The sequence below is a fragment of the Cupriavidus sp. FW305-46 genome, from assembly GCF_058787075.1.
Genome location: NZ_JBYSZI010000047.1, coordinates 25,024 through 37,295 on the forward strand (window position 1 = coordinate 25,024; position 12,272 = coordinate 37,295).

The window sequence follows — 12,272 nt, forward strand, 5'->3', positions numbered from 1 at the left end:
CCTGGTGCTGCCTGCTTCCATGCGGGCAGCAGTCGTCGTCCCTGGAGGTTTTATGCTTTTTTTACGTCACCTGACCGTGGCGCTGCTCAGCGCGCCCGCAATCGGCCTGGCTGCGCCGCAAGGCGCGCCCGGACCATCCGCCCCGTCCCTCTCCCTTGAGGAAGCCGTCGCGATCGCGAGCGCCCATGCCGGCGACGCCGAATCGTCGCGCGGCGCCGTGGAGGCCGCGGGGCAAATGGCGGTCGCCGCCGGCCGCCTGCCGGATCCCGTGGTCAAGCTCGGCGTCAACAACGTGCCGGTCAACGGCTCGGACGCGTTCTCGCTGAGCCGGGATTCCATGACCATGCGCTCGATCTCGGTGATGCAGGAATTCACGCGCGCGGACAAGCGCCGCGCCAGGGCCGCGCGCTTCGAAGCCGAAGCCGCCGCTGCCGACGCGCAGCGCGCGCTGGGGCTGGCAGGCGTGCAGCGCAATGCGGTCAATGCCTGGCTCGACCGGTGGTATGCGGAGCAGGCCGGCGTGCTGCTCGGCCATCACGGCGATCCGCTTGAACTGGCGCTGCAGGCCGCCACCGCGGCCTACCGCAGCGGGCGCGGCTCGCGTGCGGAGGTACTGGCGATGGAGCTGGAAATCCAGAAGCTGCACGACCGCGAGGACGAGAACCGCGCCGCGCTGGCAACGGCCACGCTGAACCTGGAGCGCTGGGTCGGCGCCGCTGCGCGGCGCCCGCTGTCGGAGCGGCCACCGCTTGAAGTGCCGCCAGGCGCCCGGCAACTCGCCCGGGGCGAGTTCGAGGCCGTGCCCGAACTGTCGGCTGCGCAGCGCGACGTGGCGCTGGCCGAATCGGAAATCCAGGTGGCAACCGAAGCCCGCAAGCCGGACGTGACGGTCGAGCTGATGTACAGCCAGCGCGGCTCGGCCTACTCGAACATGGGCTCGCTCAACGTCAGCTTCCCGCTGCCGTGGGACCGGGGCAACCGCCAGGACCGTGAAATCAGCGCGCGGCTGGCGCAGGCCAGCGACGCGCGGGCCAGGCTGGAAGTGATCCGGCGCAATACCCAGGCCATGGTCGGCGCCAGGCTGGCCGAGCTGCAGCGCAACCTTGACCGGCTGCGGCGCTACGACGACAAGACCTTGCCGCTCGCGCGGGCACAGGCGGATGCGGCACTGACGGCTTACCGCGCCAGCACGGGCAGCTTGGCGGCCGTCGCCGAAGCCAACCATCGCGCCATCGACACCGCCATGGATCGCCTGCTGCTTGAGGCAAAAACCGCGAAGCTGTGGGCGGACCTGAACTACCTGGTGCCATTGCCGACCGCCCAGACCGAAGCCGCAGTGAGGGAGGCAAAATGAAGAAGCACATCATTGCAGCAGCAGCCGGGCTGGTCGTCGCCGGCATCGCCCTCTACGGCGCTTACCACTTCGGGTTCACGCGCGGCACACAGACTGCGCAACCGTCGAGCACGGCTGGCGCGCAATCCACCATGCTCAAGGCCGGCGACATCGACCCGAAGACAGGCAGGAAGATCCTGTACTGGCACGATCCCATGGTGCCGGGCCAGCGCTTCGACAAGCCGGGCAAGTCGCCCTTCATGGAGATGCAACTGGTGCCGGTCTACGCGGACGATGGCGGCGGCGGTGTCACCGTCGACAGCCATGTCGCGCAAAACCTCGGCATTCGCACCGCCGAAGCAAAGCCTGGGCGGCTGGCCGCGATGCTGCAGGTGCCCGGCAATGTCGCCATCGACGAACGCAGCGTGCAGGTCATCCAGGCGCGCACCAACGCCTTTGTGCAGCACGTCGCGGTCCGCGCGACCCTTGACCCGGTCCGGCGCGGACAGGCGCTGGTCACCCTGTACTCGCCCGACTGGATCGCGGCGCAAGAGGAATACCTGGCCGTGTCGCGCATGGCAGCAAGCGAGCATCTGGGCGACCTGCGCAGTGCTGCCAGGAATCGCATGCTGCAGGCGGGCATGACACCGGGCCAGGTCAGTGCGGTCGAAAGATCCGGCAAGCTGCAGCCCGGTGTTGCCATCGCCAGCCCGGTCGATGGCCTCGTGACCGAGGTGGCGGTGCGCGAGGGCATGACCGTGTCGCCGGGCATGACGCTGTTCCGCCTGGCTGATCTCAGCCAGGTGTGGGTGATTGCCGAGGTACCAGAGGGCCAGGCCGGCACCATCCGGCCCGGCGCGGCGGCCACGGTACTGCAGGGCGGCACGGCCAGCCCCCTTGGCGGCAAGGTCGACGCCATCCTTCCCGACGTCAACCCGGCGACCCGCACCGTCAAGGCCCGCATCGTGCTGCCAAACCCAGGCAGGCGCCTGCTGCCGGGCATGTTTGTCACGGTCGGCTTCGACAGTGGCGCGCAGAAGGAAGCGTTGCTGATCCCGTCGGAGTCGGTCATCCGCACCGGTCAGCGCAGTATCGTCATGGTCGATGCCGGCCAGGCAGGGTTCGTTGCCACCGAGATCAAGACCGGCCGCGAGGCCGATGGCATGGTCGAGGTGCTGGACGGACTGGCGCCGGGACAGAAAGTGGTCACGTCCGGCCAGTTCCTGATCGACTCGGAAGCCAGCCTGCGCGGCAGCGCGCAACGCATGTCCGCCCCGCCTGCGGCCTCCGCACCTGCCGCACCATCGACCGAGCATGAAGGCACAGGCCGCATCGAAGCCGTGCACGGCAGCGAGAGCCTGACCATCTCGCACGGCCCGATCCCGTCGGCACAGTGGGGTGCGATGACCATGGATTTCGCCGCGCCGCCGACAGGCCTGCCCAAGGGACTGAAGCCTGGCGACCGCATCCGCTTCCGCTTCCGCCTGGACCGCGACGGCGCGGCCATGCTGTCGTCAGTCGAGCCCGCCGGCACCGCCCAGGGAGCCAGGCCATGATCGCGCGCCTGATCCTCGCCTCGATCCGCCACCGCATCCTGGTCCTGCTGGCCACGGTGATGCTGACCGCATGGGGCCTGTGGGCGGTGCGGAGCACGCCGCTCGACGCCCTGCCCGACCTGTCCGATGTGCAGGTGATCATCCGCACGCCCTTCCCCGGCCAGGCGCCGCAGATCGTCGAGAACCAGGTCACGTATCCGCTGACCACCACCATGCTGTCGGTGCCCGGCGCCAGGACGGTCCGGGGTTACTCTTTCTTTGGCGATTCGTTCGTCTATGTGCTGTTCGAGGATGGCACCGACCTGTACTGGGCGCGCTCGCGCGTGCTGGAATACCTGAACCAGGTGCAGTCCCGCCTGCCCGCCGCGGCCAGGCCGGCGCTGGGCCCGGATGCCACCGGCGTCGGCTGGATCTACGAGTACGCGCTGGTGGACAAGACCGGCCAGCATGACCTCGGCCAGTTGCGCGCGCTGCAGGACTGGTTCCTGCGCTTCGAACTGAAATCGCTGCCCAATGTGGCCGAGGTCGCTTCGCTGGGCGGCATGGTGAAGCAGTACCAGGTGGTGGTGCTGCCGGACCGGATGCGCGCCTACAACCTGTCGCAGGGCAAGGTGCTGGCGGCGCTCAGGGGCGCCAACCAGGAAGCCGGCGGGTCGGTGCTGGAAATGGGCGAGGCAGAGTATATGGTGCGCGCCAGCGGCTACCTGAAGACGCTCGACGATTTCCGGCAGATCCCGCTGGTAACCAGCGATGCCGGCATTCCGGTGCGGCTGGGCGATGTCGCAGTCGTGCAGCTTGGGCCGGAGATGCGGCGCGGCATCGCCGAACTTGACGGCCAGGGCGAGGTTGCCGGCGGCGTGATCGTGATGCGCTCAGGCAAGAACGCGCTGGAAACCATCGAGGCGGTCAAGGCAAAGCTAGCCACGCTGCAGAAGAGCCTGCCTGCCGGTGTGCAGATCGTCACCACCTACGACCGCTCCGCGCTGATCAAGCGCGCGGTGGAAAACCTGACGCACAAGTTGGCCGAAGAGTTCGCCGTGGTCGCGCTGGTGTGCCTGCTGTTCCTGTTCCACCTGCGTTCCGCGCTGGTGGCGATCGTGTCGCTGCCGCTGGGCGTGCTGGCCGCCTTTTTGGTGATGCGCTACCAGGGCATCAATGCCAACATCATGTCGCTGGGCGGCATTGCCATCGCCATTGGCGCCATGGTCGATGCCGCGGTCGTGATGATCGAGAACGCGCACAAGCAGCTGGAACACTGGCATGCCGACAACCCCGGCCGGGCGCTGGCAGGGGACGAGCGCTGGGGCGTGATCGGCCGGGCCGCCACCGAGGTCGGGCCGGCGCTGTTCTTCTCGCTGCTGATCATCACGCTGTCGTTTATCCCGGTCTTTACGCTGGAGGCGCAGGAGGGCCGGCTGTTCTCGCCGCTGGCCTTTACCAAGACCTATTCCATGGCCGCGGCGGCGGGCCTGTCGGTGACGCTGGTGCCGGTGCTGATGGGCTATCTGATCCGCGGCAGGATTCCCTCGGAGAAGTCCAACCCCCTGAACCGATGGCTGATCCGCGCCTATCGGCCGGTGCTGGCACGGGTGCTGGCCTACCCGAAGACCACCCTTGCGATCGCCGCGGTGCTGCTGGCCGCGACGGCGTGGCCGATGATGCGTACCGGCGCCGAATTCATGCCGCCGCTCGACGAGGGCGACCTGCTCTATATGCCATCGGCATTGCCGGGCCTTTCCGCCGGCAAGGCGGCGCAGCTGCTGCAGCAGACCGACCGCCTGATCAGGACCGTGCCCGAGGTGGCGACCGTGTTCGGCAAGGCCGGCCGGGCCGATACCGCGACCGATCCGGCACCCCTCGAGATGTTCGAGACCACCATCCAGTTCAAGCCGCGCGACCAGTGGCGTGCCGGCATGACCACCGACAAGCTGGTGGAAGAGCTCGATCGCGTGGTCAAGGTGCCGGGCCTGTCCAACATCTGGGTGCCGCCGATCCGCAACCGCATCGACATGCTTGCCACCGGCATCAAGAGCCCGGTCGGCATCAAGGTGGCGGGCGCGGACCTGAAGGAAATCGACCGCCTGGCAACGCGCATCGAGGAAACCGTCAGGACAGTGCCGGGAGTGACGTCGGCGCTGGCCGAGCGGCTGAGCGGCGGGCGCTATGTCGATATCGACATCGATCGCGTGGCGGCGGGCCGCTACGGGCTGAACATCGCGGATGTGCAGAGCGTGGTGTCGTCGGCCATCGGCGGCGACAATGTGGGCGAGGTCGTCGACGGGCTGGCGCGCTTCCCGATCAACGTACGCTACCCGCGCGACTACCGCGACTCGGTGGAGCAACTGCGCAGCCTGCCCATCGTCACCGACAAGGGCCAGCAGATCGTGCTGTCCGACGTGGCGCGCATCCAGGTGGTGCAGGGAGCGCCGATGCTGCGCAGCGAAAACGCGCGCCTGTCGGGCTGGGTGTATGTCGACATCCGCGGGCGTGACCTGCGCTCGGCCGTCCGGGACATGCAGGCTGCCGTCGCGAAAGCGGTGCCGATGCCGGCCGGCTATTCGCTGAGCTGGTCCGGGCAGTTCGAATACCTGGAGCGGGCCGCCGCAAAGCTGAAGGTGGTGGTGCCGTTCACGCTGCTGATCATCTTCGTGCTGCTGTACCTGGTGTTCGGCCGTCTCGATGAAGCCCTGCTCATCATGGGCACGCTGCCGCTGGCGCTGATCGGCGGCTTCTGGCTGCTCTACCTGCTGGGCTATAACCTGTCGGTTGCCGGCGTGGTCGGCTTCATCGCGCTGGCGGGCGTGGCGGCGGAATTCGGCGTGATCATGCTGCTCTACCTCAAGCAGGCATGGACCGCGCGCGCGAACCAGGGCGAAGCCAGCCTGTCCGCGCTGCTTGAAGCCATCCAGGAAGGCGCGGTGCTGCGCGTACGCCCCAAGGCAATGACCGTCGCCGTCATCCTGGCCGGCCTGGTGCCGATCATGTGGTCGCATGGCACCGGCTCCGAGGTCATGCAGCGCATTGCCGCGCCGATGGTGGGCGGCATGCTCACCGCGCCATTGCTTTCGCTCTTCGTGGTGCCGGCGGTGTATTTGCTGATGCGCCGGCGCCAGACCAGACCTCAATCTGTTTCCGTCCACCCATCACTGCAAAAGGAACCGCAATGAAATCCATCAAGACGCTCGCCCTCGTCCTTGCCTTGACCACCACGCCGGCCGCATTCGCAGCGGGCTCGATGGACGGCATGGACATGAAGCCCTCCGCACCCTCGCAGCAGGCGCCGCAACCCGTCGCAGCCGAGATCAAGAAGATCGATGCGCAGGCCGGCAAGGTCACGCTCAGGCACGGACCGATCGCCAACCTCGGCATGGGCCCGATGACCATGGCGTTCCCCGTCAAGGAACGCGCATCGCTGAAGGATTTCAAGGAGGGCGACGCAGTTTCCGTGACCTTCGACAACGTCGATGGCAAACCAACGGTCGTGGAAATGCGGCGCAAGTGAGCAATCAGCCCCGGCGGGTTGGACCGGGGCTGTCAGATTGGTTAGTGCACTTGGCGCTTCAGGTCAGAAAGTTCCGAATGCATCGAACTGACTGCATCCTTGACCTTTGCATCGAGACCGCCGGCCTGCTGGCAAGCGCGGTCTGCACGATCACCGATCCGTTCGAGATCATCGACCCACTGCCGGATCCGATCCTCATCCTTGGAAGACACGACCTTCGATGCCGCTTTGCATTCCTTGTCGAGCTCATCCACGCAGTTCATCAAATCTTGTGGAATCCCCGCATCGGCATGACAAGTGCGTGATGTCTCGCTGATGGTTTGCTGCAGATGACTAAAACGTTGCTGCATTTCACTGGCTTGCAACATGATGCCCCCTTCGTGAACATCAATTCACATGAATTCAGGTAGCCTGTGCCATTGTCATTCGCCCGCATTATCGGCTGCCAGTGAAGCTCCATTGCGCAGCCCCGAAGCGCGCGAAGGGCACTTTTTCAGTCTAGGTCAAAATCGACCGCACGCTCCGATGTGATCCCCGGGGTTCCTGTTGCCGAAATCCGCCACTGGTCACTCCCATGCCTGGGCACTGGCCGCGGCATTACTAGGCTTTCGCCGCGCCCCGCTATATCGTGAACTCAAGACAGTCCGGCGCTCGTGCTGAGCCACGGACCTGCATAAATTTTCGGAGGCTGAAATGCTGGAAAAAAAGCGGTCTTACAAGGGATTCCACGTTGCCCTGTTCGTGCCGGAGGTGATTGAGCCAGGCAAGCCATGCGGGCGAGTCCAGATCTCCACGCGCAATGAGGACATGGGCATCCGCTTTACGCCGGACTGGCCCCACCCGCCCGCATCGCTGCTGGAGGCAGAGGACTGGCTTTTTGCCTACGCCGCCGGGATCATCGATTGTGAACTGGCTGGCGGCTTCGGCATTGATCTCAGGAACGAGTAAGTCAGCTCGGCGAGGAAGGATCTCCAGCGTAGCGCGCCTGGGCAATCGCATTTGGCGCGCACAGTTTGCTGCCGGCCAAGTTCCAGCGAAACTGTACGCGGCGCTGCGCATGCAGGGAGCGATGGCGCGGCACTGGCGTCACGACTTTCGCGTCCCTCGCCTTATCCGCTCCAGATATTTTCCTGAAGCGACCTCGATTCGCACCGTGTCCCCTTCCTTGACGAACTGAGGAACGAGAACTTCCATGCCGTTCTCCAGCGTGGCAGTCTTGAAGGTAGAGGTTTCATGCTCGTGCAGTCCTGGCGGCGTGGACATGATGGTTACCTCGACCGCCGGCGGGAATGCGATGGTGACTGGCTCGCCCTCATAAAGCTGCACCGGGATTCGCATATTGGGGTGAAGAAATTTCTGGTATGCACCCATGGTTTCCGCAGGAAAACTGATCTGCTCGAAGGTGTCGGGATTCATGAAGAAAAAGGCGACACCATCGGTGTACAGATATTCCATCTCCTGGTGATCAAGCTCGACCTCTTCGAACTTGTGGCCCGGGTGTAACCGCAACTCCTTGATGTGACCAGTCTTGAGGTTCTTGAACTTGGCGAAAACTGCGCTCCCCTGTTGGCCGCCGCCGGCGTGGTACCCGGCGCTGGTAACGCTATGAAGTTCACCCTCAAGCATGATGACCATGCCCGACTTCAGTTCGGAAGCTTCGACCATTGGTGTCTCCGCCTGGGCGGCAAGATCTCGCCTTCAGCCTAGCACCGCAGCGCGCCTTCAACAAAGGCCGGCGGCGACAGCGGGATGCTGCAGCGCCGCATGCATAAGGCTGAAGAACCCCGCGAGCTATCTCGCCGAACAAAAAAAACGCCAACCCCGTGTGGGTTGGCGTTTTTGCGTGGGGTACTACTGGTATCAGAACTGGTTCATGGTGTTGTCCTTACCCGCCGCCTTCAGGGCCGCTTCGCCGCTGAAATACTCCTTGTGGTCGTCGCCGATGTCCGAGCCGGACATGTTCTGGTGCTTGACGCAGGCGATGCCCTGACGGATTTCCTTGCGCTGCACGCCAGCCACATAACCCAGCATGCCCTGGTCGCCGAAGTATTCCTTGGCCAGGTTGTCGGTCGACAGTGCGGCGGTGTGGTAGGTCGGCAGGGTAATCAGGTGGTGGAAGATACCTGCTTCGCGCGCCGCGTCGGCCTGGAAGGTCCGGATCTTTTCGTCGGCCAGCTTCGCCAGTTCGGTCTGATCGTATTCAACGCTCATCAGTTGCGTGCGATCGTATGCCGACACATCCTTGCCTTCGGCCTTCATCGCGTCATACGCCTGCTGGCGGAAGTTCAGGGTCCAGTTGAACGACGGGCTGTTGTTGTACACCAGCTTCGCGTTCGGGATGACCTTGCGAATCTCGCTGACCATGCCGCCGATCTGGGCGATATGCGGCTTTTCGGTTTCGATCCACAGCAGGTCAGCACCGTTCTGCAGTGCGGTGATGCAATCCAGTACGCAGCGCGCTTCGCCCGTGCCGGCGCGGAACTGGAACAGGTTGCTGGGCAGGCGCTTGGGACGCAGCAGCTTGCCGTCGCGCTTGATGACGACATCACCATTACCCAGTGCGTCGGCCGACAGTTCTTCGCAATCGAGGAAGGAGTTGTACTGGTCGCCCAGGTCGCCCGGGGTGTTGGTCACGGCGATCTGCTTGGTCAGGCCGGCGCCCAGCGAGTCGGTACGGGCCACGATAATGCCGTCGTCCACGCCCAGTTCCAGGAAGGCGTAGCGGATGGCGCGGATCTTGGCCAGGAAGTCCTCGTGCGGCACGGTGACCTTGCCATCCTGGTGGCCGCACTGCTTCTCGTCGGACACCTGGTTCTCGATCTGGATGCAGCATGCGCCCGCTTCGATGAACTGCTTGGCCAGCAGGTAGGTGGCTTCGGCGTTGCCGAAACCCGCGTCGATGTCCGCGATGATGGGCACGACGTGGGTGACGTGGTTGTCGATCTTCGCCTGGATGGCGGCCTTGGCGGGGCCTTCGGCCGCGTCCAGCTCGCGGAACAGGCCGCCCAGTTCACGGGCGTCGGCCTGGCGCAGGAAGGTGTACAGCTCGCGGATCAGCGCGCTGACGGAGGTTTTTTCGTGCATCGACTGGTCCGGCAGCGGGCCGAACTCAGAGCGCAGCGCGGCCACCATCCAGCCGGACAGGTAAAGGTAGCGACGCTCGGTGCTGTTGAAGTGCTTCTTGATGGAGATCATCTTCTGCTGGCCGATAAAGCCGTGCCAGCAGCCCAGCGACTGGGTGTACTTCGACGAGTCGGCATCGTAGGCGGCCATGTCGGCGCGCATGATCTTGGCAGTGTACTTGGCGATGTCCAGGCCAGTCTTGAACTTGTTTTGGGCACGCATGCGGGCGGCATACTCGGGATTGATGGCATTCCACGCGCTGCCGTGGTTCTCTTTCAAACCGGCAACTGCCTTGATGTCGTCTTGATACTGGGCCATGGGAAATTCCTAAGAAGAAAGCGCGTTTGAAAAAAGTTGAGTGTGCTGGCGGATGTCGAAGCGAGCAGCGTGGGTTCATTGTAGGGCCTTCTTGATGCGTCGCGGCAAAGTCTTATATAAGACATAAGAGTTCATTTCCCCTTATTTTTCAATGAGATAGGCGCTAAATTTTGTAATGTGGAAAGCTTTTTCAGAGAACGAAAGCTAGCGCCCGGGGAAACACGCAGCAAATTCCACAATGTGAAAAGCGCTTTCAGTGGTCGGAGGCAGGGGCGAGCACGGATGGCTCGAGCAACGGGCGAGCAATGACAAGTCGGCATTGTCCGCGTTTGTCGCCATCCACCGGCAGACGAGCTCGCATGGCATGGAGATTGTCATCCAGCTTGCCGGGCGGCTGGCGTCGATATGGAACATGCGGTCCGGCGCCATCCAGCCGATTGCATGGCGGTCGAACCGGCGCCCGTCGACCACCGTGCGCGGCGGAACTTGGCTACCACGTGACCCTGGTGCGGGACACGACCGCGGCATTCTCGCCGGAAGCCTTGCACGCCGCGCATGAGATCAACGGGCCCACGTTCGCGCATGCCATCCTGACCACCGCCCAATTGCTCGCCGCACTGGGCGCGCGCTGACGGGGAATTGCGCTACATTGACGGCTGCCCGCATGGGCAAAACCCCCGCATAACAGGAGGCATCATGGGCGAGTACACATCGATCGACGTTGCGGACGGCACTTTCCGGGCCTACCTTGCCAGGCCGACATCAGCGGCAAGCGGCAAGGCCATTGTGGTGATCCAGGAGATCTTCGGCATCAACGACGACATGCGTGCCACCTGCGATCATTTCGCGCAACACGGTTTCACCGCCATCTGCCCGGATCTCTACTGGCGCCAGCAGCCGAACGTCGAACTCACCGACAAGAGCGATGCGGAATGGCAGAAGGCCCTGGCGCTCTACCAGGCCTTCGATGTCGATGCGGGCGTGGGCGACCTGGATGCGACCATCCGGTTCACGCGGCGGTTGGACGGCATTACCGGCGGCGTGGGCACGGTCGGCTACTGCCTTGGCGGACTGCTGGCATTCCTGACCGCAGTCCGCACCAATGCCGAGGCGGCTGTCTCCTACTACGGGGTCGGCATCGACAAGCATCTCGGCGAAGCCGCGACGTTCACCACGCCGCTGCTGATGCATATCGCCGAGGAAGATGAATTCGTGCCGCCGGAAGCGCGGGCGCGGATCGTCGCGGCGCTGTCGGACAAGCCCAATGTCGAGATACACACGTATCCCGGATGCATGCACGCCTTCGCGCGAAACCAGGGCGTCCACTATGTCGCCGACGCCGCCGAACGGGCCAATGCCCGGACGCTCTCGTTCTTCCAGGCAATGCCATAGCCTGCGCCGCAACCACGCTCCGTCCGGCGGGACCGGGGACGGCGCCGGTGCGGTCCCGTTCCGGTCGTACCGTGTCGCGCATGAGGCGACGCGATTAGGCCCGTAGGCGACCCTCAGTCTCCAACGGGCGAAAACTATCCTGGCTTGGTGCCTGACCCGATGATGAGTTCAAGCTCGGTCTTGAAGCCTTCACCGACCTCGAACTGCTTAAGGCATTCATAAACCTCGTTCCAGGCCCTCAATCTCGCCGCGACGTCGAGGTCCGCTACCACAGCCCGGTATGCCCCGGCGGCTTCCTGCATCAGTTGCAGAGCATCAGACGCACTCGGCAAGACGAGCTGCGCTCGAACGTGCTGTGTTTTCACATCGCCAAGACCGCTGTCGTTCATCAGGCGCTCCATCACGCCATCGCCTCCCAGTGCGAAGATTCCAGGTTGTCCGGGGGCGGGCGGAGACTTGCCCGCGTGGCGTAGAAGGATCGCCATCGGCTGGGCCATAAAGGGATTGTTGGCCGGCGTCGTGAAGACTAGCGCCGCGAAACGCGCGCCAGGCTTGAGTACGCGTCGGACAGATTCCAATGCATCTCCAGGTGACGGGAAAAGCATCAATCCCAATCGACACATCGCCGCGTCGAACGGCGCCAGTGTCTCGTCCAATTCGTCTACTGCGCATTCCAGCGTTTCGATATTCTGAAGACCGGCACGAGCGGCATTTCGGCGGACATGCTCCAGCATGGAGCCAGATATATCACTGGCGACCACTTCGCCGCCGGCACCCACTCGCATCGCTGCCTGGACGCTCTGGCTGCCGGCACCGCAGGCCAGATCGAGAACGCGCATGCCCAGCCGGATACCGGCCATATCGATGAGCGTGTCCGTGGCGCCCGAAAGATTGGTGGCAAACACATGCTCCCACTTCGCCCAGCCGGGTGCTGCCGACTCCCACGTATTGCGAAGATTGGATTTCACGCTGCTGTCGGTCATCTGGAGACTCCCTCAGGACGCCGCCTGTACAGGAGCATTGTAGTGCGCAAGCGATGCGTGTGGCC

At 64.3% G+C, this 12,272-nt stretch carries 11 protein-coding genes; 7 read left to right on the forward strand and 4 right to left on the reverse strand.

What is annotated here, in order from left to right; all coding sequences use genetic code 11:
* The first annotated feature begins 52 nt into the window (after positions 1-52).
* From AC3WON_RS21710 to AC3WON_RS21725, 4 genes are read left to right on the forward strand one after another with little or no spacing between them, the layout of a single operon-like run.
* Positions 53-1,354, forward strand: coding sequence for a TolC family protein (locus AC3WON_RS21710; RefSeq protein ID WP_492352736.1), 1,302 nt, complete (start codon positions 53-55; stop codon positions 1,352-1,354).
* Positions 1,351-2,889, forward strand: a complete 1,539-nt coding sequence (locus tag AC3WON_RS21715) for an efflux RND transporter periplasmic adaptor subunit (RefSeq protein ID WP_492352737.1) — start codon at positions 1,351-1,353, stop codon at positions 2,887-2,889. Before AC3WON_RS21710 ends, AC3WON_RS21715 begins: the two co-directional genes overlap by 4 nt.
* Complete coding sequence (locus AC3WON_RS21720; RefSeq protein WP_492352738.1) at positions 2,886-6,056, forward strand: efflux RND transporter permease subunit; 3,171 nt, start codon at positions 2,886-2,888, stop codon at positions 6,054-6,056. Before AC3WON_RS21715 ends, AC3WON_RS21720 begins: the two co-directional genes overlap by 4 nt.
* Positions 6,053-6,391: a copper-binding protein gene (locus AC3WON_RS21725; protein ID WP_492317931.1), complete on the forward strand. Its 339-nt coding sequence runs from the start codon at positions 6,053-6,055 to the stop codon at positions 6,389-6,391. The genes AC3WON_RS21720 and AC3WON_RS21725 overlap by 4 nt, the downstream gene beginning before the upstream one ends.
* A 41-nt stretch (positions 6,392-6,432) precedes the next feature.
* Here AC3WON_RS21725 and AC3WON_RS21730 read toward each other — a convergent pair whose 3' ends face one another.
* Positions 6,433-6,759, reverse strand: coding sequence for a hypothetical protein (locus AC3WON_RS21730; RefSeq protein ID WP_492317932.1), 327 nt, complete (start codon positions 6,757-6,759; stop codon positions 6,433-6,435).
* Positions 6,760-7,084: 325 nt separating this feature from the next.
* On the opposite strand from AC3WON_RS21730, the gene AC3WON_RS21735 reads away from it, so the two are divergent.
* Positions 7,085-7,339, forward strand: coding sequence for a hypothetical protein (locus tag AC3WON_RS21735; protein ID WP_492317933.1), 255 nt, complete (start codon positions 7,085-7,087; stop codon positions 7,337-7,339).
* 138 nt (positions 7,340-7,477) lie between these two features.
* Here the strand turns inward: AC3WON_RS21735 and AC3WON_RS21740 are convergent, their stop codons facing one another.
* Together AC3WON_RS21740 and AC3WON_RS21745 are read right to left on the reverse strand one after the other, a co-directional pair.
* Positions 7,478-8,056 carry an elongation factor P gene (locus AC3WON_RS21740; RefSeq protein WP_492352739.1) on the reverse strand — a complete coding sequence of 193 codons (579 nt, stop codon included), beginning with the start codon at positions 8,054-8,056 and terminating at the stop codon, positions 7,478-7,480.
* Between the two features lie 195 nt (positions 8,057-8,251).
* Entirely contained in the window at positions 8,252-9,832 is a 1,581-nt protein-coding gene (locus tag AC3WON_RS21745; protein ID WP_492317935.1) for an isocitrate lyase, read from the reverse strand.
* 506 nt (positions 9,833-10,338) lie between these two features.
* Here AC3WON_RS21745 and AC3WON_RS21750 point away from each other — a divergent pair.
* Both AC3WON_RS21750 and AC3WON_RS21755 read left to right on the forward strand, forming a co-directional pair.
* Positions 10,339-10,464, forward strand: a complete 126-nt coding sequence (locus tag AC3WON_RS21750) for a hypothetical protein (protein ID WP_492352740.1) — start codon at positions 10,339-10,341, stop codon at positions 10,462-10,464.
* A 64-nt stretch (positions 10,465-10,528) separates the two neighbouring features.
* A complete protein-coding gene (locus AC3WON_RS21755; protein ID WP_492352749.1) occupies positions 10,529-11,224 on the forward strand; it encodes a dienelactone hydrolase family protein in 696 nt (231 codons plus the stop codon).
* Positions 11,225-11,358: 134 nt separating this feature from the next.
* On the opposite strand, the gene AC3WON_RS21760 is transcribed toward AC3WON_RS21755, so the two are convergent.
* Positions 11,359-12,207, reverse strand: a complete 849-nt coding sequence (locus AC3WON_RS21760; protein WP_492352741.1) for a class I SAM-dependent methyltransferase — start codon at positions 12,205-12,207, stop codon at positions 11,359-11,361.
* Positions 12,208-12,272 lie beyond the last annotated feature (65 nt).